The sequence below is a fragment of the Treponema socranskii subsp. socranskii VPI DR56BR1116 = ATCC 35536 genome (assembly GCF_000468115.1).
Classification (GTDB): domain Bacteria; phylum Spirochaetota; class Spirochaetia; order Treponematales; family Treponemataceae; genus Treponema_D; species Treponema_D socranskii.
Genome location: NZ_AVQI01000016.1, coordinates 13,237 through 35,522 on the forward strand (window position 1 = coordinate 13,237; position 22,286 = coordinate 35,522).

Below are 22,286 nucleotides of genomic sequence, written 5' to 3' on the forward strand. Positions count from 1 at the left end.
TATGTATAAAGTGCTTATCGCAGAAGATGAAGAATTGATCCGACGAGGACTGGTCTACACGATAGATTGGCTTTCACTCGGCTGTACCGTCGCAGGAGAAGCGGCGGACGGCCTTGAGGGCTTGCAAAAGATCAAAGAGACGCATCCCGACATCGTCATCGCCGATATCCGTATGCCGGGCATGAGCGGCCTCGAAATGATTGAAAAGGCCAAAGCCTGCGGTGAGCGTTTTTACGCGATCATCCTGTCGAGCTACAGCGAATTCGATTATGCGAGACAGGCGATCCTCCTCGACGTCGGCGAATACTTGGTTAAACCGATCGTCGACGACGAACTCGAAGAAGCGATCGAAAGAGCAAAAGAAAAAATCGGCGAATCGGCGAAAACCGATATCGACGGAACGGCAAAAACGGAAGTCGATCAAAGCGGCCGCGTGCTTCGGTTTTTCAACGGCAGCGTACAAAGCGGCAACTTTTACGTTGCGGAAACGATCAAACACATCAAAGACGACTACCGAACAAAGATTACTATAGAAGATATAGCGGCCTCTCTCGGCGTTTCCGTAAGCTATTTGAGCAGAAAAATCAAACAGGAAACGAATATGACCTTTGTCGATCTGCTCAACGGCTTGCGTATCGCAAAGGCAGCCGAATTGCTGAATACGGGAAAATACCGCATGTACGAAATCGCCGAAATGACGGGCTTTACGAATTACAAATATTTTTGTACGGTTTTTAAGCGCTACACGGGTTACGCACCGTCAAAGCTCGTCCGATAAAAGTCTCGACGCAGAGGATTTGCACGGCAAACGAAGACGCAGGCACAAACGTGCGAAGTTCATTTTTTCGAACCTTTTTACCGAATTTTAGGATTGTGTTATTAATAAAGGGGAATTAAAATTAATAAATAAGAGGTATTAACTATGAAACGAAGCATTATTTTAACGGCGGCTCTTGCGGCCGCCGTGCTCGCAGGCTGCTCGAAAAAATCGGGAAGCGGCGCGGAAAGTGCAGCTTCGAGCTGGAAGCCGGAAAAAGACGTAACGGTTATCGTCGCATACAAAGCCGGAAGCGGTACGGATACGGGCGCACGTATTCTGTGCTCGGTCGCCGAAAAATACGTCGGCAAAACGCTCATCGTCACGAACAAAGAAGGCGCCGACGGAAAAATCGGATATACGACGCTCGCAACTTCAAAGCCAGACGGCTACACGATCGGCTTTATCAATCTGCCGACCTTCAGTTCGCTTTCCATCCAGCCGAACAGCCCCTTTACGAAAGATTCGATCGTTCCGATCTGCAATCACCTGTTCGAACCCTCGGTCGTCGTCGTACGCAAAAACGCGCCGTGGAACACGATCGAAGAATTGATCGAATACTGCAAAGCGCACAAAAACGAAGTAAAATGCTCGACGAACGGCGTCAAAGCGTCGAACCACATCGGCGCGCAGCTTTTGGCAAAAGCGGCCGGCTTTGAAATCAGCTGCATCCCCTACGGCGGAACCGCCGACCAGCTTCTCGCGCTTCGCCAGGGTGAAGTCGATATGTCCGTTCCGAAATCGGCCGACGTTGCGCCGCTCATCGGAGATAACGGAGAGCTCAAAGTGCTCGCGACTTACACGGAAAACCGTCTCGCAGAAATGCCGGACGTTCCGACGCTGAAAGAAAAAGGCTACAATCTCGTCTACGGTTCGGCACGCGCCCTCGTCGCGCCGAAAGGTACTCCGCAGGCTGCAATCGATTTCTACGTCGATGCGTTCGAAAAGACGATAAACGATCCCGACAATATCGAAAAGAGCAAAAACGCGGGTCTCGCCCTCGACTTTATGTCGCCCGATGCGCTCGGCCAGTTTATGGACGCGCAGGAGGACTTCGTCAAAAATACGCTTCCCACATTGTTTAACTGACGAAGCGACCATCAAGCGCCGATTGATCCGCATGGCACCGATCGGCGTTTTCAAAAAGCTGCGGTCGGCTGTTTTATGCCGACGCGGCTTTACCCTCTCCTTCTTCGGAGGTTATATGAAAAAAAGCGACATCATTTTAGTTGCGGCGGTCTATGCGATTACCGCTTTTTTCTTTGTTATGGTGCTGCAGTACCCGAGCGATGTGCGCATCTATCCGATCTTTATCATGACAGTGCTCGCCGTATTGACGACGATGCATTTGGTCGGCTGCCTCGTAAAATTCGCCCGGGAGAAAAAAATCGAAAACGATATGCCCCTTCTCTTCGAGCATTTTAAAGCCAAGCAATTTTTTACCGTTTTTGCAATGTTGTCCGCATACGTCGTTTTAATAAGCATACTCGGTTTTTACATTTCAAGTCTTTTGTTTATCGCGGGAACGCTTATATTTTTTAAGATCAAACCGCTGTACATCATCATAACGACCGCCGTGTTTCTCGTTTTAATCTACGGCGGATTTTCAACGTTCCTGCATGTTCCGCTGCCGCGCGGTCTGCTGCTCTAAAAAGGCGGGAGGTACTTTATGGATTTTTCATTAATCGGCGCGGGATTCGTCAACGCACTTATGCCGCTCAATCTGCTTGCCATGCTGTTAAGCACGACGATCGGCATCATGATCGGAGCCCTTCCCGGTCTTTCGGCTGCTATGGGTGTCGCGCTCATCATTCCGATCACCTTCGGTATGCCGCCTTCGACCGGTCTCATCGTACTCGCAGGCATTTACTGCGGTGCGATTTTCGGCGGATCGATTTCAGCGATATTGATTCACACGCCCGGTACTCCCGCTTCCGCAGCGACTGCGATCGACGGTTATCAGCTGACGCTCCAAGGCAAAGCGGGCAAAGCGCTCGGAACTGCGGTTATCTCGTCTTTTTTCGGCGGGCTTTTAAGCTGCATTTCCCTTTACTTTTTTTCGCCGCCGCTTGCAAAGCTCGCGATGGCCTTCGGAAGCCCGGAATATTTTTGGCTTTCGATTTTCGGTTTGACAATCATCGCCGGCGTCAGCTCCGACTCCATGATAAAGGGGCTCATCTCCGGTGCATTCGGTCTTTTGCTTTCGACGATCGGTATGGATACGATGAACGGCGTATTCCGCTTTACCTTCGGACAGGCGGCCTTGTATGAAGGGCTTCCGTTTACCGCGACGCTCATCGGTCTCTTTTCGATGTCGCAAGTCCTCGTACTCGCCGATCACAAAATCCGCAAAGCCGGAGAATTGGTCGAGTTCGACGACCGCGTCCTCCTCAACAGAAAAGAGATGAAGCTGATCGCGCCGACGATTTTGCGCTCGTGGATTATCGGCAACGTCATCGGTATCCTCCCGGGAGCGGGCGCGTCGATTGCGTCGTTCCTCGGCTATAACGAAGCGCGGCGTGCATCGAAGCATAAAGAAGCGTTCGGGCACGGAAGCATCGAAGGAGTTGCCGGCTCCGAAGCGGCGAACAACGCGGTTACCGGAGGTTCTCTCATTCCGACGCTCACGCTCGGCATTCCCGGCGAAAGCGTTACGGCGGTTCTCATGGGCGGTCTTTTGATCCACAATATGCAGCCCGGCCCCGACCTCTTCAACAAATACGCTGCCGTCACCTATACTTTTTTTGCGGGCTTTGCGTTCGTGCAGTTTTTTATGCTCGCGCTCGGATTGTGGGGCAGCAGGTGGTTTGCAAAGATTTCGCGCGTATCAGACGCGATTTTGATCCCGATCATATTCGCGCTGAGCGTCGTCGGCTCTTATGCGATCCGCAACAGCATGGCCGACGTCGTCATCATGTTCGTATTCGGCGTCATCGGCTATTTCGTAAAGCTCTTCGGATTGAACTCCGCAGCGATCGTCCTCGCGCTCATCCTCGGCCCGATCGGAGAACGGGGGCTCCGCCGCTCACTCTTGCTTTCGAAGGGAAATCCTGCTATCCTGTTTTCAACACCGGTATGCTGGGTATTGATAGCTTTATGCGTATTCAGTATATTCTCTCCGATGCTCATGCAAAAACTGGAAAACAAATACAAGGAGCGCGATCCGAACGCGGATATGCCGAAAGACTGACAATGACGAATGCTGTTTTTGATTTGCCGGAAATACTGACATCGCTGAATACCGTTTCGGTGTTTGCACGCCTCGCACTCGCCGTAGCGTTCGGCGGTATACTCGGATTGGAGCGGGGCAGAAAGCATCGGCCTGCGGGTTTTCGCACGTACATGATCGTCTGCCTCTCTTCGGCTCTCGTTATGATCACCGATTTATACCTCGTCGAATTTTACGGTACGGGAGATCCCGCGAGGCTCGGTGCGCAAGTTATCAGCGGCATCGGTTTTCTCGGCGCCGGCAGCATTATGATAAGCAATATGCGCATCAAAGGTATTACGACCGCCGCCGGCCTTTGGGGATCGGCGGGATTGGGACTGGCGCTCGGCGCGGGGTTCTACATCGGTGCATTTATCACCGGAGTCTTTTTGCTTATCATCATGACGATTATGAGCCGGATCGACGCACGGATGAACGCGATGTCTCGCTCCATGATCATCTTCGCCGAATTCAAATCGACGGAAGCGCTTTCGTCGTTCGTAAAAGAAGCGCGTAAAATGAACTGTACGCTGTCCGACATCGAAATGAAAAAATCGCTGCTCGACGGTGATTACATCGGCGTCAACATCGCGATTTCGCTTCCGAAACGGCGAAATCACGCCGAAGTCATCCAGCAGTTCGGTGCGCTCAAAGGAGTAAAATACATCGAAGAACTGTAAAGCGCGGTAAACAATCGACTCAGGACAACCGCACGGAAATCAAGTTTTACCCAAAAGCGGTAACAATGCCTGAGGATTCATAAGAGCGCCGAACATAATGCCGTTCAAAGGCGAACGTCGTGGCCGCCGCAAATAAAAAAATTCATATCGAATTGATACGAAAAGAGCCGGAAGATTATAAAAAGCTTGGCAGCAGCGTGCGGAAAGACGTAGCAAAAAAAATTGATAAGCTGGCGGACAATCCTTTTGCAGGTGATTCGCTCGGCAACAAAGACAATATCGATTTAACCGGCTACTACAAACTCTATGCCTGCGATAAAAAGATACGTATCGTATACAGACTTATCACGCCCGAAAGAGTGGAAATCATAGAAATTGGGGGAATCGGGAAAAGAGATACAATGGCAATTTATAAAACGATCGGAAAAAGAATTAAAAATCATATCGAAAAACCGCAAACTTGATAGTTCTCCGACGATTTGCGGATCAGCGTATAAAGTGTATAGTACATTAAGAAAACTCTCTGAAAACCGAAGTTTATGGATAGCTCATAAAGTGCGCCCGTGTCAAACGAGGGCGATCCGTGCTATACTGGTATCATGCGTACCATTTATCGCGCGCTTTGTTTTTCCGCCGCGCTTTTCGTTTTTACAAGCTGCTTTCAAAAGGCGAAAGGATGCGATGATGAAAACACGCTCGTCGTCGCAAGCCCCCATCCGCTCGTGCTCATCGTTCCCGTCATAGAAAATTTCGAAAACGAAACGGGGATTCGAGTCGAACTCGTACAGGGCGGCACAAAAGAAATACTCAAAGCCCTTCAAATGCACCCCGACGCATCTCCGTACGATGTGCTGTGGGGCGGCTCCTACGCGTCGGTGCTCCCCGCTTCTTCTCTCTTCGATTCCTACATCAGCGTAAACGAAGCGTATATCCGAAGCGAATACAAAAACGTCGAAGGGATGATGAACCGCTTTTCCGACGTGCCGAGTGTTCTGATGATAAACAAAAAACGGTTGGGAGACGTCGCCGTTTCGGGTTACGGAGACCTCCTCAATCCGAAATTAAAGGGCGCGATCGCCTTCGGAAACCCGGAAACGTCGTCGTCGGCATGGGAACATTTAATAAATATGCTCTATGCCGAAGGCAAAGGAAATCTCGGCGTCGGCTGGGACTATGTGGCAAAGTTGTGTGCAAATCTCGACGGCACCCTCTTAAACTCTTCGAGCGCGGTGTACAACGGAGTAGCGGACGGGCGCTTTGCCGTCGGCTTGACCTTTGAAGAAGGCGGCGCCAATTTTGCCGAAAAAGACGACAACATCGCTCTCGTGTACATGCAAGAAGGCGTCGTCTTTACTCCCGACGGCGTCTATATGCCGAAAAAAATCCGGCACAAAGACAATGCCGTCCGATTTATCGATTATGTGACGGGAAAAAACGTACAAAGCTATATCGCAAAAAAAATGAACCGCCGCTCCGTGCGAAGCGACGTCGAAACGAAAAGCCTGCTTCCGGCAAAGAACGCAATCAAGTGCATCTCGGTAGATTACGCATATACAACTTCGCACCAAAGCGAATGGGTCGAACGCTTTCTCGATATCTTCGAAAGCGCGAGGCAAAGCGATGAATAATACTATGCACTTTAAAGAAGAGATACGCCGCTCGTTTATAGCGCACTCGCTCGTCCCGTCCGTTGCCTTTGCAAGCATCGTCATTTTCATATCCGCTTTGCTGTGGAACATCAATCTCTATCGTACCCTCGCGCGTGAAAACAAAAATGCCCTAGCCGTTTTGAGTGAAGCCGTAGCCTCATACGACGCTTTTATCAACGAACAAAGTTTTTTCCCCGAAGCGCTTTTTGACGACGCATCGTCCGTTTCCGGAGCATATACCATGCTTAAGGAGTTTATCCATACGCAAAAAATTCCCGCCGATTTTACGCTGCTTTCCCCGTCGTACGCCGTTGTGCTTGAGGGAAGCGCGGACAACGACTTTATAGTTCCCGAATGGCAAAATCAATTCATCTGGGGTGCCCTCGGCAGAATGCGGGAAAAGCCTGATCAAACGGTGATAGAACTCTCGTCCGAGTATAACGCGGGCGGCAAAAGCGAAATCGTCATCGGACGCGCACTCGACGCAAAAGACAGGATCGGCGGTTACATCGTCTTTACGATAGATGAAAAAGACATACGCGCATCGCTCAATCCGCTTCTTTCCTTTGCGATCACCGACAGAAAGGGTACGCTTTTTACGGCTTCTTTTCCGTATGCGGCGAACGCATTCGGAAAGCTTTCGGACAACTATCGAAGCGATAAGCGATATTATTTTACGGAAAACGAAGCGGTATTCCGCACGTCGACGGCAGACGGCGCCTTCGACGTCTATACGTTTCAAAGTACGCAGCAGATGCGAAGCGCTTTTTTAATAATCGCTTTGACGACGCTTTCGCTTCTCGCCTTGGTCATCGCAGGGCTTTTCGTAAGCGCGGGCAAAATCGCCGAAAAAGAATCGCGTTCTCTTATGCAGATCGCAGAAGGGTGCGCTGAAGTCGAACGCGGCAATCTCGCAGAGCGCCTTTCGGTCACGGGCAATATCGAATTCCAAAAGATCGCAAATGCGTACAACGATATGCTCGACACCGTACAGCGCCTCATCGATGAAAACAAAAAGGAAGCGCACGAACGCTACGTCGCCGAAATCAAACAGCTCGAAATGCAGTTCAATCCGCACTTTTTATACAACACGCTCGAAAATATTAAATTTTTAATAAAACTCGATCCCGATAAAGCGCAAAAAACGATCCTCCGTCTTTCGGAACTCTTGCGCTATAGTGTCGACAACGAAGCGCCGACTGCTCGGATCGGTGAAGACATCCGCCGCATCGAACATTATCTGTACATCTTAAAACTCCGTTTCGGCAAAAAATTCGTGTACGAAATCGACGTGCCGGACGACGTACAAAACTGCGTCGTGCCGAAGCTCATCGTGCAGCCCTTAATCGACAATTCCGTCAAACACGGCTTCGCAGACAGAGAGCGCATGAAAGTCTCGATCGGAGCGCATACGGTCGGGAAAAAACTGTATATTGTCGTGCGCGACGACGGAGCGGGCATGAGCGAAGATGCGCTTAAAGCGATGCGAAAACTCATTCGTTCACAGAGCAACAAAACGAATCACATCGGCTTATACAATGTCGAGAGACGCATCGAGCTTTTGTACGGAAGAGAATACGGCATGACGATCGACAGCGCATCGGGCAGCGGAACGACCGTGCACATAAGCCTGCCCGTCATTCGGAGCAAACTATGATACGCATACTGATTGCCGAAGACGAAGAGATTATCCGTTCGGGACTTTTGTATACGATCGACTGGCTTTCCATGAACGCCGTCGTCGTCGCTTCTGCAGCAACGGGTACGGAAGGACTCGAAAAGATAAAAAGCCTGCGCCCCGATATCGTAATCACCGACATAAAGATGCCGGGCATGAGCGGACTCGATATGATAGCGGGAGCGCAAAAAGAAAAAATCGATTTTATCCCGATCGTGCTTACAAGCTATTCCGATTTCAACTATGCGAAAAATGCCATCGCCCTCCGCGTCTTCGATTATCTTTTAAAACCCGTAGACGAAGAAAAGATCAAAGAAGTCGTATCCCGTGCAAAAGCGGAGCTTACAAAAAACCGCAGCGCGCAAAAAGCCGAACGCGAGGGAAACGCCGGCAGCGCCCCGTCGCCGTTTCTTCCGCCCTTGGTTTCCGACAATCCGTATATCGCAGCCTGCCTCAGCGCGATCGAACAAAACTACGCGGGGCATCCGAACATCGAAACGCTTGCCGAAACGCTCAAAGTGAGTGCAAGTTATTTGAGCAGATTATTTAAAAAACACACGTCGATGACTTTCCTCGATTTTTTGAACACGTATCGGATTCAAAAAGCCGTAAGCCTCCTTTCCGATCAAAAATACCGCGTCTACGAAGTCGCATCGATGACGGGTTTTTCGTCATACAAGCGATTTTACGAAGTGTTCAAATCCTATGCGGGTTTTCCGCCGACGGAACTCGCAAAGCCGGACGTAAAACGGAAAAACCGAACACCCGACTGAGTGCAGCTGATTTTTTACATTCACGTCATTATTTAGAAAATATAGTTTTCGGTACGCTTGTCCCGATCGGCTGCAAGCCTGCTTCGCCGTCTGTCCGCGTCGTACTCCGTTCGGTTCATTTTTCGGGATATTTTTATATAAAATCGGCATTGCGAATATGGAATTCCCCCCTTACAATTTTCTTAAAGATATTCAATATCCGGAGGATTTCCATTATGAAAAAGATTTGTGCAGTCATCGGCTCGCTTTTGCTCGCCGGCAGCATGCTCTTTGCCGCCGGCAACAAAAACGCCGGTTCTCTCGTCGTCTACGGCTCTTGCGAAGAAGAATACGTCAGCGCCGTATGTGCAAAATTCGAAAAGCTCACCGGTATCAAAACGAGTTACCAGCGCCTTTCGACGGGCGAAGTGCTCACGAAGATCGCCGAAGAAAACGGTAAGCCGTCGGCGGACGTATGGTTCGGCGGCACGACGGATCCGTACAACGAAGCTACGGCAAAAGGGCTTTTGCTCCCGTACAACGCAAAAAATGCAAAACACATTATCGCACCGCAGTTCAAAGATGCGAACAACAACTGGTTCGGAATTTACCGCGGCATCCTCGGCTTTTTTTGGAACACGGAAGAGATGAAGCGTCTCGGTATCCAGCCGCCGAAAGACTGGGACGATTTGACAAAAGCGCAGTACAAAGGCTTGATTTCGTTCGCAAACCCGAATACGGCGGGAACGGGAAAGCTCATCGTCAACACGATGGTGCAGATGAAGGGACACGACAAAGCGATGGAGTTCTTCAAAGCGCTCGATAAAAATATCGTACAGTATACGAAGTCCGGTTCCGGCCCGTCGAAGCTCGTTCCGACCGGCGAAATCGTCATCGGTATCGGCTTCCTGCACGACGTCGTCTATCAGATCGTCGACAACGGCTACGACAATTTGGGCATGACAGCTCCCTCGTCCGGCACGAGCTACGAAATCGGAGCGACGGCGATTTTCAAAGGCGCGAAAAACGTCGAAAACGCACAGAAATTCATCGAATTCGCGCTGTCCCCCGACTGCGTAAACCTCGCTCAGGAAAACGGTTCGTATCAGTTCCTCGTCATCGACAATGCGAAGCCCGTCAAAGCCGCCGTCAAAGCCGGCCTCGATAAAATCAAAACGATCAACTACGATTTCGAAGACGCGAAATACCACACGTCGCAGTACGTACAGGATTTCTTTAAAGTCATCGCAAGCGACGACCGCGTTAAGACCAAATAATAATTATTAATTTCAATTACCGCTGCGGTGCGATCCGTGCCGCAGCACATCATCTTTTTTCGTGGATTTTTATTATGACAAAACCATACAGCGCCGGAACGCAAAGCAAAACGCTCGAAAGAAAAAAATTGTTTGCCGATCCGATTCTCATCACCGCAATATTCGCAATATTTTTATTTTTGGTTTTATTTATCGTCTATCCCCTGTCGATTTTGCTTGTCGACAGCGTGTACGAAGAAAATCAAATCACGCTTTCCGTATTCGCCCGCATTTTCGGGATGTCGGGCTTCCGAAAAGCGATTTCAAATACGCTGCAGCTCGGTTTTATCTCAGGCATCCTCGCCACTCTTATCGGATTTCTGTTCGCATACGTCGACATGTACGTCAGCGTCGGAAACAAATTCGTCAAAGGCCTGTTTAAAATCGTTTCCGTATTGCCGGTCGTCTCACCGCCTTTCGTCCTCTCTCTTTCGGCGATCATGCTTTTCGGCCGTACCGGTATAATCACGCGAAGCCTGTTCAATTTGAGTACGACAAAATTATACGGCCTTCCGGGTATCTGCCTCGTACAGACGCTTACCTTTTTTCCCGTCTGTTACCTCATGCTCAAAGGCTTGCTTAAAAACATAGATCCTTCACTCGAAGAAGCCGCCCGCAACATCGGCGCTTCCCGGTGGAAAGTGTTTACGTCGGTAACGCTTCCGCTTTTGCTTCCCGGCCTCGGAAACGCCTTTCTCGTAACCTTTATCGAATCGGTTGCGGACTTTGCAAACCCGATGATCATCGGAGGAAACTTCGACACGCTCGCAACGTCGATTTATCTGCAGCTCACCGGCGCATACGATAAAAGCGGAGCCACGGCAATGGCCGTCGTGCTTCTCTTCATTTCGATGAGTTTATTCATCGTCGAAAAATATCGGCTTGAGCGGAAATCGGTCGCCACCCTTACGGGTAAAGCCTCTCGGGAGCGCATGCGCATAAAAGACAAAAGCGTGCGCGTTCCGCTTGTCACGATCAGCATCGTCATTTCGCTGTTCGTCATCGTGCTCTACGTTCTCGTCGTATTCGGCTCTCTCTTTAAAATCTGGGGACGGAACTACAGCCTGTCGCTGAAATGGTATCAGTACGTGTTTAAAAACAACGGATACAAAGTATTCCTCGATTCGATTTGGCTTTCGCTCATCGCATCTCCCATCACGGCGCTCATATCGATGATAATCGCCTACCTCGTCGTAAAGCGGAAGTTTGCAGGAAAGGGATTTATGGAATTCATCGCGATGCTCGCGATGGCGGTTCCGGGAACGGTTCTCGGCGTCGGCTTTATACGAGGATTCAACAGCGGCATCTTTCACTCCGGTTTTATGCAGGGGCTCTACGGCACCGGAGCGATCCTCGTCATCGTGTTTATCGTGCGTTCGCTTCCGATCGGAACTCGAAGCGGCATCGCGGCTCTCAGACAGATCGACAAATCGATCGAAGAGTCCGCCTACGATTTGGGCGCAGACAGCTTCACCGTATTTACGACGGTGACGCTTCCGCTTATTAAAGATTCGTTTTTCAGCGGACTCGTTACGACTTTCGTGCGCTCCATCACGGCGATTTCCGCGATCATTCTGCTGGTCACTCCGCAGTTCGTGCTCATCACCGTGCGCATCAACGAACATGCGGAAAAAGGCAACTACGGCATAGCCTGTGCATACGCGACCATACTGATCGTCATCACGTATACGGCGATTACGCTGATGAATCTGTTTACCGGAAAATTCGGCACAAGCCGCAAACAAAAATAACAAGGGGAATATTATGTCAAAAGAACAAAAGGGCGTACGCCTCGATCACATAACGAAAATTTACAAAGATTATAAAACGGAAAAAGATTTCGCCGCCGTTGACGACATTTCGCTCGACATCAAACCCGGCAGCTTTGTCACCATCCTCGGCCCTTCAGGCTGCGGAAAGACGACTACGCTCCGCATGGTCGCGGGATTTGAAAGCCCCGACAAGGGCGAAATCTACATCGGCGCTCAAGCGATCAACGAACTCACGCCGAATAAGCGCGATACGGCAATGGTGTTCCAAAGCTACGCGCTTTTGCCGCACTACAACGTCTTCGACAATATCGCCTACGGCTTAAAGATCAGAAAAGTTGCAAAAAACGAAATAGCCGAGCGCGTCATGGCCATGCTCAAGCTCGTCGAACTCGAAGGGCTCGAAGGCCGCATGACAAACCAGCTGTCGGGCGGACAGCAGCAGCGAGTCGCCCTCGCGCGCGCGCTTGTCGTGCAGCCGAGCGTTTTGCTTTTCGACGAACCGCTTTCGAATCTCGACGCAAAGCTCCGCGTCGCAATGCGCACCGAAATCAGACGCATCCAGCAGACGGTCGGCATTACGGCGATTTACGTTACGCATGATCAAGCGGAAGCTATGAGCATCTCCGACCAAATCATCATTATGAACAAAGGAAAAATCGCGCAGATGGGAACGCCCCGCGAAATCTACTATCAGCCGAAAGACGAATTCGTCGCGGACTTTATCGGCGAAGTAAACTTCCTAACCGGAAGCGTAACGTCGATCGATTCCAAAGCCATACATGTCGACGTCGGAGGCGTCGATATCACCGCCGAATCGTTTGAAAAAGTTTCTAAGGGTGATCCGTGTAAAATCGTACTGCGCCCCGAATCGATTACGCTCGCAGACCAAGGAGTGCTCCCGTGTACGGTAACGCTTTCGACGTTTATGGGTTCGTATCAGTATTATCAGGCTGATGTAAACGGCATGATGATCAAGATCACCGAATACAACCCGAAAAACCGTAAGCTCTACCAAGCAGGCGACAAAGCATACCTCAACTTCGAAAGCGGCAACCTGCACATTCTCTAGCGCAAGTCCCGTACAAAACCCCGACTCGGCCGCATGCACCTCGCATTTGCCGGCCGAGCGTTCGGGAACGATAGAGCAGCAAGCGGAAACGGCGCGCTTTATTGACGCCCGTCTTGCGTCAAGGAATTTGCAAGCACCGTTTCGACTTGTTTCGGTTTAACAAATTTGACGCGGAGTTTACCGTTTGCATATTCGACCGAAACGCTGTTCGACTTTTCCCCTCCACCCGAAAGGATTTCGACGGAAAGCGGATCTTCGATCTCTCTGCGGATAAGGCGGCGCATCGGGCGGGCACCCAATTCGGGTTCGTATCCGTGCTCGATGAGGTATTCCCGCGCTTTCGGCTTTACGGAGATGACGATATTTTGCTCACGCATTCTGTCGGCAAGCTCTTTGATCTGTATGTCGAGTATCTGTCCGACTTCTTCTTTCGTAAGCGCGCCGAAAACGACGACGTCGTCGATACGGTTTAAAAGCTCGGGGCTCAGCCTCTTTTTCAATTCCCCGAGCGCACTCGCTTTTATATCGTCGTACGACAAAAGCCCTTCGCCCGACGGCAAAAACCCGACACGGCTCCCGCTCGTAATCTGCCGCGCGCCCGCGTTGCTCGTCATGATGACGACGGTATTTCGGAAGTTTACGGTGTGGCCGAGATTGTCGCTGAGTTCGCCTTCTTCGAGCAGCTGCAAAAGCAAATTGAATACGTCGGGATGCGCTTTTTCGATTTCGTCGAGGAGGACGACCGAATACGGATGACGGCGCACCGCTTCGGTGAGCACGCCTCCCTCTTCGTAGCCGACATAGCCCGGAGGCGCTCCGACGAGCCGGCTCGCGTTGTGTTTTTCCATATAGTCGGACATATCGATACGCACAAGCATATCTTCGCTGCCGAATAAAAATTTCGCGAGCGCTTTTGCAAGCTGTGTTTTTCCGACACCGGTCGGGCCGAGAAAGATAAACGAGCCGAGCGGATGCTTCGGAGAGGAAACACCCGCCCTACTCCGCCTCACCGCGCCTGCGATGAGGTGTACCGCTTCCGCCTGCCCGATAACGCTTTTATGCATCTCTTCTTCCATGTGTACGAGGCGTTTCGTTTCCGACGAATCGAGCTGTTCGACGGGTATGCCGGTCATCGAGCCGATAATGCGGCAAATATCCTGTTCGCTCACGTGTTTCCTGTTTTGCAAATTGCTGTTCCGCCAATATTCGCTGTACAGGTCAAGCCTTCTGCGAAGTTCGAGCACTTTGTCTCGCACGATTGCCGCACGTTCGTAATCCTGTTCTTCAACGAGGCGCCGTTTTTCCGCCGCAAGCTTTTCGATGCTCCGCTCCACTTCCGCAAGCTCCGCAGGTTTCGCTTCTTCCTGTATTTTTTTTGCGGCGCCCGCTTCGTCGAGTATGTCGATCGCTTTGTCGGGAAGAAAGCGCTCGGGGATATAGCGCCGGGAAAATTTGACGATCGCCGGAATCACGTCGTCGTCGAACACGATGCCGTGAAAATCTTCGTAGCGTTTTTTTATGCCTTCGAGAATGCGCACAGTATCGTCGTCCGTCGGCTCTTCAACTTTAACCATTTGGAAACGGCGTTCGAGAGCGGAATCCTTTTCGATATAGCGGCTGTATTCCTTTGTCGTTGTCGCGCCGATGATTTGTATCTCTCCGCGGCTCAATGCGGGCTTGAGCATATTCGATGCATCCATCGTCCCTTCAGGGCCGCCCGCACCGATGATCGTGTGCAATTCGTCGATAAATAAAATGACATTTTTATCGTCTCGAACTTCTTTCATCATTTTTTTCATGCGGTCTTCGAACTCTCCGCGGTATTTCGTACCCGCAATGAGAGCCGCCAAATCGAGGGAGAGGATGCGTTTTTTAAGCAAATTGTGCGGTACGTTTCCCTTTGCGATGCGCTGGGCGAGGCCTTCGACAATCGCCGTCTTGCCGACACCCGGCTCTCCGATAAGTACGGGATTGTTTTTCGTGCGGCGAGAAAGCACTTGCACGATGCGCTGTATCTCTTTGCTCCGTCCGACGACGGGATCGTCTTTTTCTTCCCGCGCAATCTTTGTAATGTCGCGGCTGAACTCGGAGAGGAATGTCCGCTCGCTTCTGCTTTGCCGGACTTGGCCTTGCGCCGCCGGACGGCCGATATCCGACGAAGGAAGAGATGCGCTCTCAGGTGTACCGAAAAAATTCTCAAGCGCGGTTTTTGCAAACGAGCGCGACGCTTTTTCGTTTACCGACGAAGGGGAATGCGCTTGGATTTCGGGGACGATGCGCCGCGCATCTTCGATCGTTATGTCGGCGTTTTCGAAAAATCGCGCCGTCGCGCTGCCCTCTTCTCTGATAGCCGAAAGCACTATGTGTTCCGTCCCCACATAATCGTTTCCGAGCGCACGGGACTCCATGCCTGCGATATCGAGCATCGCTTTTAAGCGGCGGCTCGGCGGCAAATCCGAAAGGGCGACGGATGCCGGATTCGATTTAAATTGCCGTTCGAGCGCGCGCTGAAACGAAAGCGTATTGATGCGAAGCGAGCGGAGCAGCGTATAGCCCAGCCCCTCCGCACTTTTCAAAAGCGCAAGCAGCACGTGTTCCGGCAAAAGCTGATCGGCGCCGCTCTTCCGCCCTTCATCCTGAGCAAGGGCGGCGACAAGACGCTGTGCGCGCGGTGAAAATCCGATTCCGTTCATCATATCCCCCAAAGATTACAATCATAAATTAAACTGTACGGCTTCAAAAGCTTCCTGCACGATGAGCGCGCGCAGCCGTTCGATTTTCAAGCGTGTATCGTTTTGAATATCCGCTTCAAACGAAAAGCCGCCGTTTTTCAGCAAAAACTCGAGGTGTCCGTCCTGCACGCGGTAAAGCAGACTGCACAGAACGCCGTCGTCGATCCCCTGCAAAATGCCCGAATCGAGTCCCCATTTGACCGCGGAGACGATCGACACGCTCTGTTTGAGCGAAAGGAGCACGCTGAACTTCGCTTCGGCAAAAGCGCGCAGTATGATATTGCGCACTTGTGTCGATTTATTTTCGGCACATCGCTTCCGAAACTTGCGCTCGGCTTCCGCAAGATATTTACCGGCGCTTTCAACGCTCGCCGTCTGATCGAATTCACTGCCCGAAAGCGACGAAGCGGTTGCGATATCGTAATACGATCCGAGCGATACGCCGTAGCCGTCGCCCGTACCGTATACCGAAAACACGTCGAGTCCCTTTGCGCGCACGTCGTTGAGAACCGCATCCGCTTCTCCTGAAAACGTCAGGGAGGGCAAGTGGACTCGGATCGAAACCTTCATGCCGCTTCCCGCATCCGAAAGGATCGACGTGAGATAGCCGAATTCGTAGGAAGCGGCGAATTGCAGCGTCTTTTGCATACCGTCGTCGCAAAGGCGGCACTCATCGAATGCACGGGCACAATTCAAGCCCGGCTCAAAAGACGCGATGCGCACGTGGTCTGTGCTGTTGACGCGGCACGAAAGACGCCCGTCTCCCTTCATGACGATACCGGAAGCCCCGCTGCCGTCGAGCACGCCGCGCTCTTCCAAAATCTTTTTTGCGAGAGCATCGAGCATCTCCGTATTCACGACGTGATAATCGTCGGGATTTTCAAAATGCGAAAAAGCATCGAACACAAGCGTCTGCACGCGTTCGGCTTCGTCTTTTTTTTCAGCCGACGGAAATAAAAAATCGGCGAGGTTCCGCGCAAGACGCACGCGCGTGGACACGACGACATCCCCGTCTTTTCCCGCATACGAATACCACGGTCTGCCGGCAGGGACTGCGGCGCTAGGCATTTTCCGCCCCCGTACCGGCATCCGATCCGTCGGCGACCGCCCCCCGTTCGAGGGCGCGCAGGTAATCGCGGTAAATCGCCGCTTTTTCATAATCTTCGTTTTGTATCGACTGTTCGAGCTTCGCTTCCAAATCGATGCGGTCGGTCAAACGCGAACGGAAAGTCGCAATCCGTCTGGGCATCGAACCGGTATAAGTACCCGTAATGCCGTGCTTCGCCATCACCGCCGGCAGTTCGGATTTGAAAGTTTCGTAGCATTCGGGACAGCCTGCTTTGCCGGATTTTTTTATCGCGGCAAAACTCGTGCCGCAAACTCGGCAAAGCTTTCCCGCTTCCATCGTACCGATAGCTTCCGTCTTTGCGACGGCGTCGAAGAGCGAGCGGATCGATTTTTGAATGCGTTCGGGATCCGGGGAGAGACCGTTTTTGACGGCACACTCCATGCAGATATGGATTTTCTTTTGAGACGTTTTCGTTGTCTGTTCGATAAAGAACACCGCTTCGCGTTTGCGGCAAAAATCACACAGCATAGCGCACTCACTATATCACACTTTGCGCAATGTTTCGAGCGGCTTTTCATTACCGGCTCTGTACGCCGGAATGACGGAAGCCGCAAGCGCCAAAAGCACCGTCGATACGACGATCACTGCCGTATCTCGGAACGGGATGACGACGGATATCTCCGAAAGGTAATAGGCGGGATCCATCAAATCGATATGCGCAAGAGAATTAATATCGTATCCTCTTATAATATACAAAAATTTTGCCGCAGCGTTTACGCTTTTTTCAAAAAAAACGATGATGCTCTTTACGTTTACCGCGCACGCGAGTCCTATCGGAAGACCGATGAGCACGCCGCCGAAACCCGCAGCCGTTCCCGCAGCGAGAAACGCGAACGCGATGCCGTGCCGGGTGCCGCCGAGACTTTTTATAACTGCGATTTCGCGCCGCTTTTCGGCAACGAGCATGACGAGCGATGATGAAATATTGATCGACGCGACGAGCACGATGAGCAGCATGATAAAGACGAGCATGATTTTCGTCGAAGCGAAATTTTCATACTTGTCCAGATTGAGTTCATCCCAGCGGTAAAAGTCGGCATCGAACGGAAACGCATCGCGCAGCGAGCTTTGAACGCGCACGAGTTCGGGAGAAAACGCGTTTTCGGTTTCGACAAGCACCGAATACGCTCCCGTTCCCGCCCTGATGATATCGAAGCCCGTATCGAGCGGCACAAAGAGCCACGCCGCATCGAGCTCTTGATACCCCGACGAAACGACGGCGGCGACGGAAAGCAAAGCCGCTTTCGGCAGCACCGTTCCGTCCGCATTCGCTTGAGCGGTTATCAATCGGAACTTATCGCCCGAGCGGATGCCGAGCCGCTTTGCCGTCTCTTCTCCGACAACGGCAGCTTTCGCTCCGCTTTTAAAATCACCGATATCGCCGTCCGTGACGCGAAAGAGAGAAGCGAAGGATTTGTTTTCCGAAAAGACTTCAGGCAGGACGGCGCGCACTTGCACACCGCACCGATACGAAGCGCCCGAGGCGAGCGCGGAAGCGTCGATTTCGGGATAGGCATTCGTAACGCCTTCTACCGTTTTAAGACGGGACGCAAAACGCGTAAAAGAAGCTGCGTCCGAAACGAAGGGAGAAGACGATTCGACGGCCGCTTCGATGTGAGAGCTTGAAAGACCGATGATGCGTTCCGTCATCCCTTGAATCATACCGTTTGAAACGGCGAGCACGACGATGAGCGGTACGAGACTTATGCCGATGCACAGAAGAGAGGCAGAAAGACTCTGCCGCGCGGCCGAACTTTCACCTTTCGGAAAGAGGATGCGGTATGCCAATAAAAGCGAACTCTTTATCGTCATACTTCAATCCGCCGCTTCGAGTTTTCCGCCGGCAATCGAATAGCGCACCGATCCCTTCGCCGCCAAGTTTTGATCGTGCGTTACCATGATGAGCGTTTTGCGGTATTTATCCGCAATCGAAAAAAGCAGATTTCCGACGATCTCAGCGTTCACGGGATCGAGGTTTCCCGTCGGTTCATCCGCGAGGATGAGATGCGGATCGTTGATAAGAGCGCGTGCGACCGCAGCCCGTTGGCGTTCGCCGCCCGAAAGCTCGGAAGGCAGATGGTGCAGGCGGTCTTGAAGACCGACATCTTCGAGCAAACGCTCGGCGCGGCTTATCGCGTCTTTTTTTGAAACGCCTGCCATATATGCCGGAAGATAGACGTTTTCAAGAGCCGTAAAATCCTTTAAGAGATAATGAAATTGAAACACGAATCCGAGAAAATGCGAGCGGTAATCGGCTTGCGCGTTTTCATCGAGGGCGGTGATATCCCGGCCGCCCGAGCGCACGATACCCGACGTCGCCGAATCGATGCCGCCGATGATGTTGAGCAGCGTGCTTTTGCCGCAGCCGCTTTCTCCGGTAATGACGACTTTACTGCCTTCTTCGACCGAAAGGTCGAGCGCTTTTAAAACGGTCAGCGTCTCTCCCGTCGAGACATAAGTTTTTTCAAGATTTTCGATATGAACGATTTCACTCATCGTGGAGCACCTCCGCAACCGTCATTTTCAAAATATCCCTGCTCGCAGCGTACGAGGCAGCAAGAGGAGATGCGATACCGAACAGCGCGATCATAAAAACTTCAAACGGAAAGATACGCGCGGGAACGGCCGCATAGAGCATAAACATCGGATTTTCGCGGATAAAGGCCGCGCTTTCGGGTGAAAACAAAAGCGTAAAAAAATACTGCGTACGGTACAGCGCTTCCGACGCGAACAAAAATACGCCCCCGATATTGACGCAGATCAAAAGTCCCAAAAGTACACCGCCGACGGCTCCCGCACAGCCGGTAAAAAATCCGCGCAGGATAAAGATCGATTTGATTTCGCCGCCTTTTCCTCCGAGAGCCGCCAAAATCGAAATCTCGCGACGCCGCTCGTAAACCAGACGACGCATACCGCTGTAGATATTGATCGCAACGACGACAAAGATCAACAGCACGAGGATCATGAGCATATTTTTTTCCACGCGAAGCGCGCCGAAAAACGAGCGGTTATACTCCCGCCAGGATACGGCCGTAAGTGCCGGAAAGAATGCCTTAATTTTTCCGATGATATGGGAGTCGAACGATTCGCGCCGCAATTTTACGCCGTATACTTTTTCGGCGCTTCGCCCGAAATTCTTTTTTCCCGATTCGAGGTTGATAAATGCGTAGGATGCGTTTATATCGGCATAGCCCGAATAAAAAATACCGGCAACGCGAAAACGTCTCGTCCGCGACAGGAGCGCAACATCGCTTCCTCCCGAAAGCGCGAGCAGCGTCACTTCACTTCCCGTCCGCACACCGAGCGAATCGGCAAGGGACGAGCCGAGCACTATCTCGTCTTCGCCTTCGATCGAAAAGCTGCCTGAAACCATGAGCACTTCCCGTGCAAACCCCGCGTCCCTTTCCGCGATATCCCGAGGCAATGCACGGATGAGGGCAGGTGCCTGTCCGCCCGAAGAAGCGGCCATAAAGCTCTGCGCTTCGTAAAAGGGTATTGCCGAAACGATGTCTTTTTCGCTTTTGCACCACGACGCAAAGCGCTCCTCCGTATCGTCCGTCACGCCGCGCACTTGAATGTGATACGACGAAACTTCCATGATCGCATCTTTGAATTCCATTTGAAAGCCGTTCATAACGCTCATGACGACGATGAGCGTCATAATGCCGAAACAGATCCCGAGAGAAGCGAAAAAGGACGTCACCGCCGAGCGGCCGTTTCTGTCGACTCGCGAAAATCGTCTCGACACGAAAGCGATCCAGCGAAAACGAAATATATTATTAATGTTTCGTATCATATTTTTTCGTCCGCAGTACGCGGTCTCCGTTTTTTATCGTTTCGCGAATCTTTTCCCCTGCGGCATACTCCGAAATCACGGTATATCCGTCATCGAAATAGAGCGTCGTTACGTATGCATCGTCTTGCGCGTATACCGTCTTTATGCGCAGCGTTCCGTCTTCATAAAAATAATAATCGGGCTTTTCTCCGCCTGCGGCATAGTCGTATATTTTTTTTTGCACGCGCACGGCGGCAAGCTGCGATTTTTTTTCATCGGCGTATTCATAGCGCGATTTTTCTTCTTCGAGAATTTTATTTCCATCCGCATAAAGCCGCGTCATCTTCGTGTCGGGAATCTGCGTGCCGTCTTTATCGACAAAAAAATCGGTACGGGAAATCACTCTCCCCTCATCGTCATAAAACCTTTCCTCTCGGCAGCCTTCCCTTTCGGTCACCGAAGATGCGGGATACGCTCCCTCCGTTTTATAATAAAAGGTTTCGGTGCTTTCGCGCACGCTTTCCTTCGCCGTCGAAGCGATCTTCCATACGTCGCGTTTGACAAGGCGCATGAGAGCGTCGTAGGTTTTCCGCACCGCCGTTTTGCCGGATGCGTTTACCGTAACGCTCTCATCGTTTGCGTCCGAAAGCGTAAAGCGCTCCGCATCGAATGCAAAAGCTTTGAGCTTTCCTTCGGCATCGAGGGAAAACCGGCTGAGGGCATCGCTTTCCGCGCCATTCCCTTCCGGCGATTCGCCGGCTCCCGTCTGCACGGCAACGAACGCGAGACAGCATAGTATGAATGCAGCTCTTCGGTTCACCTTATTCCGATCCTAAAAATTCTTTTACGTAGCGTTCGGCGCTGAACGGCGCGATATCTCCGTATTTTTCTCCGGTACATACAAAGGCGACCGGAATACCGAGTTCTTTGCCGACGGAAACGGCGATGCCGCCCTTTGCCGTCGAATCGTATTTTGTCAAAACAAGCGCGTCGACGGAAACGGCTTCTCCGAAAACTTCCGCCTGTCTGAACGCGTTTTGTCCCGTCGTCGCATCCACGACGAGGATACGTTTATAGCAACCTTCGTCGGCTTTTTGGAGACAGGTACGGTCGATCTTTCCGAGCTCGCGTACGAGGTTTTCTTTATTGTGCAGCCTGCCCGCCGTATCCGCAAGCACGAGCCCCCCGCCCTTTGCTCGGACGGCGTCTGCCGCATCGAAGACGACGGCGGCGGGATCCGATCCGTGCTGATGGCTTACGACGCGCACGCCGAGATTTTCCCCGTGCAGGGCAAGCTGTTCGATCGCGGCGGCGCGGAAGGTGTCGGCTGAAGCAAGCACCACTTCGCCCGAAATCGCATCTTTAAACGCGTTCGCAAGTTTTGCGCTCGTCGTCGTCTTTCCGACACCGTTTACGCCGAGCAGCATCCACACATTCGTTTTGCCGGAAACGGGAACGAGAGAGACCTCTTTGACGCAGCGCAAAAGAATCGCTTCGAGTTCGTGCATGACTTCGTCTTTTCCGTGCGCATGATTTTTTTGACAGGCGACTCTAAGCTCGTCCGCGATTTCGACCGCCGCCTTTGCGCCGACATCCCCCTCGATGAGCGCATCGGTTAAATCGTCGAAGATCGCTTCATCGTCTTTATCGCGTCCTCCGAATAAATCGCGCATCCGCTGCGCAAAAGAAATCTTTGCCATAATATCTCC

20 protein-coding genes are annotated in these 22,286 nt (G+C 51.7%); 12 read left to right on the top strand and 8 right to left on the bottom strand.

All coding sequences use genetic code 11. The features are described 5' to 3' along the window. Position 1 precedes the first annotated feature (1 nt). The 12 genes from HMPREF0860_RS02235 to HMPREF0860_RS02290 all read left to right on the top strand — a co-directional run bounded on the left by HMPREF0860_RS02235 (position 2) and on the right by HMPREF0860_RS02290 (position 12,941). Entirely contained in the window at positions 2-778 is a 777-nt protein-coding gene (locus HMPREF0860_RS02235) for a response regulator transcription factor (RefSeq protein ID WP_021329786.1), read from the top strand. Positions 779-922: 144 nt separating this feature from the next. Then, positions 923-1,906, top strand: coding sequence for a tripartite tricarboxylate transporter substrate binding protein (locus tag HMPREF0860_RS02240; protein ID WP_021329840.1), 984 nt, complete (start codon positions 923-925; stop codon positions 1,904-1,906). A 115-nt stretch (positions 1,907-2,021) separates the two neighbouring features. Continuing rightward, entirely contained in the window at positions 2,022-2,468 is a 447-nt protein-coding gene (locus HMPREF0860_RS02245; protein ID WP_021329777.1) for a tripartite tricarboxylate transporter TctB family protein, read from the top strand. A gap of 18 nt (positions 2,469-2,486) precedes the next feature. Beyond that, positions 2,487-4,007: a tripartite tricarboxylate transporter permease gene (locus HMPREF0860_RS02250; protein ID WP_021495466.1), complete on the top strand. Its 1,521-nt coding sequence runs from the start codon at positions 2,487-2,489 to the stop codon at positions 4,005-4,007. 2 nt (positions 4,008-4,009) lie between these two features. Beyond that, entirely contained in the window at positions 4,010-4,705 is a 696-nt protein-coding gene (locus tag HMPREF0860_RS02255; protein WP_021329770.1) for an MgtC/SapB family protein, read from the top strand. 119 nt (positions 4,706-4,824) lie between these two features. Beyond that, the gene (locus tag HMPREF0860_RS02260) at positions 4,825-5,169 is read left to right on the top strand and encodes a type II toxin-antitoxin system RelE family toxin (protein ID WP_021329764.1); all 345 of its coding nucleotides are present in this window, start codon (positions 4,825-4,827) and stop codon (positions 5,167-5,169) included. A 135-nt stretch (positions 5,170-5,304) separates the two neighbouring features. After that, a complete protein-coding gene (locus HMPREF0860_RS02265) occupies positions 5,305-6,333 on the top strand; it encodes an extracellular solute-binding protein (RefSeq protein ID WP_021329817.1) in 1,029 nt (342 codons plus the stop codon). Then, entirely contained in the window at positions 6,326-8,011 is a 1,686-nt protein-coding gene (locus HMPREF0860_RS02270; RefSeq protein ID WP_021329800.1) for a sensor histidine kinase, read from the top strand. The genes HMPREF0860_RS02265 and HMPREF0860_RS02270 overlap by 8 nt, the downstream gene beginning before the upstream one ends. Continuing rightward, the gene (locus HMPREF0860_RS02275; RefSeq protein WP_021329813.1) at positions 8,008-8,805 is read left to right on the top strand and encodes a response regulator; all 798 of its coding nucleotides are present in this window, start codon (positions 8,008-8,010) and stop codon (positions 8,803-8,805) included. Before HMPREF0860_RS02270 ends, HMPREF0860_RS02275 begins: the two co-directional genes overlap by 4 nt. Positions 8,806-9,020: 215 nt before the next feature. Beyond that, the gene (locus HMPREF0860_RS02280) at positions 9,021-10,061 is read left to right on the top strand and encodes an ABC transporter substrate-binding protein (RefSeq protein ID WP_021329798.1); all 1,041 of its coding nucleotides are present in this window, start codon (positions 9,021-9,023) and stop codon (positions 10,059-10,061) included. A 74-nt stretch (positions 10,062-10,135) separates the two neighbouring features. Beyond that, entirely contained in the window at positions 10,136-11,851 is a 1,716-nt protein-coding gene (locus HMPREF0860_RS02285) for an ABC transporter permease (protein ID WP_021495452.1), read from the top strand. A 13-nt stretch (positions 11,852-11,864) separates the two neighbouring features. Then, positions 11,865-12,941, top strand: coding sequence for an ABC transporter ATP-binding protein (locus HMPREF0860_RS02290; RefSeq protein ID WP_021495458.1), 1,077 nt, complete (start codon positions 11,865-11,867; stop codon positions 12,939-12,941). Between the two features lie 98 nt (positions 12,942-13,039). On the opposite strand, the gene HMPREF0860_RS02295 is transcribed toward HMPREF0860_RS02290, so the two are convergent. Genes HMPREF0860_RS02295 through ftsY form a run of 8 tightly spaced genes read right to left on the bottom strand, consistent with a single transcriptional unit; the run spans position 13,040 to position 22,277 of the window. Then, positions 13,040-15,634, bottom strand: a complete 2,595-nt coding sequence (locus HMPREF0860_RS02295; protein WP_081688180.1) for an ATP-dependent Clp protease ATP-binding subunit — start codon at positions 15,632-15,634, stop codon at positions 13,040-13,042. 21 nt (positions 15,635-15,655) lie between these two features. Continuing rightward, on the bottom strand, positions 15,656-16,741 hold the full coding sequence (locus tag HMPREF0860_RS02300; RefSeq protein WP_021329794.1) for an ATP--guanido phosphotransferase: 1,086 nt from the start codon (positions 16,739-16,741) through the stop codon (positions 15,656-15,658). Next, positions 16,734-17,270, bottom strand: coding sequence for a UvrB/UvrC motif-containing protein (locus tag HMPREF0860_RS02305; RefSeq protein ID WP_021329754.1), 537 nt, complete (start codon positions 17,268-17,270; stop codon positions 16,734-16,736). Before HMPREF0860_RS02305 ends, HMPREF0860_RS02300 begins: the two co-directional genes overlap by 8 nt. Before the next feature lie 15 nt (positions 17,271-17,285). Then, positions 17,286-18,614 (bottom strand): ABC transporter permease, encoded by a 1,329-nt coding sequence (locus tag HMPREF0860_RS02310; RefSeq protein WP_021329771.1) that lies wholly within the window; start codon positions 18,612-18,614, stop codon positions 17,286-17,288. Positions 18,615-18,617: 3 nt separating this feature from the next. After that, positions 18,618-19,298: an ABC transporter ATP-binding protein gene (locus HMPREF0860_RS02315; RefSeq protein WP_021329781.1), complete on the bottom strand. Its 681-nt coding sequence runs from the start codon at positions 19,296-19,298 to the stop codon at positions 18,618-18,620. Continuing rightward, positions 19,291-20,598, bottom strand: coding sequence for an ABC transporter permease (locus HMPREF0860_RS02320; protein ID WP_021329779.1), 1,308 nt, complete (start codon positions 20,596-20,598; stop codon positions 19,291-19,293). The genes HMPREF0860_RS02315 and HMPREF0860_RS02320 overlap by 8 nt, the downstream gene beginning before the upstream one ends. After that, positions 20,582-21,397 carry a hypothetical protein gene (locus HMPREF0860_RS02325; RefSeq protein ID WP_038080602.1) on the bottom strand — a complete coding sequence of 272 codons (816 nt, stop codon included), beginning with the start codon at positions 21,395-21,397 and terminating at the stop codon, positions 20,582-20,584. The genes HMPREF0860_RS02320 and HMPREF0860_RS02325 overlap by 17 nt, the downstream gene beginning before the upstream one ends. A 1-nt stretch (position 21,398) precedes the next feature. Then, positions 21,399-22,277, bottom strand: coding sequence for a signal recognition particle-docking protein FtsY (ftsY, locus tag HMPREF0860_RS02330; protein WP_021329769.1), 879 nt, complete (start codon positions 22,275-22,277; stop codon positions 21,399-21,401). Between the last annotated feature and the right edge of the window lie 9 nt (positions 22,278-22,286).

Excerpts from the sequence above, each read along its gene's own strand:
- HMPREF0860_RS02235 (WP_021329786.1), top strand. The coding sequence starts at position 2 with ATGTATAAAGTGCTTATCGCAGAAGATGAAGAATTGATCCGACGAGGA.
- HMPREF0860_RS02240 (WP_021329840.1), top strand. The coding sequence starts at position 923 with ATGAAACGAAGCATTATTTTAACGGCGGCTCTTGCGGCCGCCGTGCTC.
- HMPREF0860_RS02245 (WP_021329777.1), top strand. The coding sequence starts at position 2,022 with ATGAAAAAAAGCGACATCATTTTAGTTGCGGCGGTCTATGCGATTACC.
- HMPREF0860_RS02250 (WP_021495466.1), top strand. The coding sequence starts at position 2,487 with ATGGATTTTTCATTAATCGGCGCGGGATTCGTCAACGCACTTATGCCG.
- HMPREF0860_RS02255 (WP_021329770.1), top strand. The coding sequence starts at position 4,010 with ATGACGAATGCTGTTTTTGATTTGCCGGAAATACTGACATCGCTGAAT.
- HMPREF0860_RS02265 (WP_021329817.1), top strand. The coding sequence starts at position 5,305 with ATGCGTACCATTTATCGCGCGCTTTGTTTTTCCGCCGCGCTTTTCGTT.
- HMPREF0860_RS02270 (WP_021329800.1), top strand. The coding sequence starts at position 6,326 with ATGAATAATACTATGCACTTTAAAGAAGAGATACGCCGCTCGTTTATA.
- HMPREF0860_RS02275 (WP_021329813.1), top strand. The coding sequence starts at position 8,008 with ATGATACGCATACTGATTGCCGAAGACGAAGAGATTATCCGTTCGGGA.
- HMPREF0860_RS02280 (WP_021329798.1), top strand. The coding sequence starts at position 9,021 with ATGAAAAAGATTTGTGCAGTCATCGGCTCGCTTTTGCTCGCCGGCAGC.
- HMPREF0860_RS02285 (WP_021495452.1), top strand. The coding sequence starts at position 10,136 with ATGACAAAACCATACAGCGCCGGAACGCAAAGCAAAACGCTCGAAAGA.
- HMPREF0860_RS02290 (WP_021495458.1), top strand. The coding sequence starts at position 11,865 with ATGTCAAAAGAACAAAAGGGCGTACGCCTCGATCACATAACGAAAATT.
- HMPREF0860_RS02295 (WP_081688180.1), bottom strand. The coding sequence starts at position 15,634 with ATGAACGGAATCGGATTTTCACCGCGCGCACAGCGTCTTGTCGCCGCC.
- HMPREF0860_RS02300 (WP_021329794.1), bottom strand. The coding sequence starts at position 16,741 with ATGCCTAGCGCCGCAGTCCCTGCCGGCAGACCGTGGTATTCGTATGCG.
- HMPREF0860_RS02305 (WP_021329754.1), bottom strand. The coding sequence starts at position 17,270 with ATGCTGTGTGATTTTTGCCGCAAACGCGAAGCGGTGTTCTTTATCGAA.
- HMPREF0860_RS02310 (WP_021329771.1), bottom strand. The coding sequence starts at position 18,614 with ATGACGATAAAGAGTTCGCTTTTATTGGCATACCGCATCCTCTTTCCG.
- HMPREF0860_RS02315 (WP_021329781.1), bottom strand. The coding sequence starts at position 19,298 with ATGAGTGAAATCGTTCATATCGAAAATCTTGAAAAAACTTATGTCTCG.
- HMPREF0860_RS02320 (WP_021329779.1), bottom strand. The coding sequence starts at position 20,598 with ATGATACGAAACATTAATAATATATTTCGTTTTCGCTGGATCGCTTTC.
- ftsY (WP_021329769.1), bottom strand. The coding sequence starts at position 22,277 with ATGGCAAAGATTTCTTTTGCGCAGCGGATGCGCGATTTATTCGGAGGA.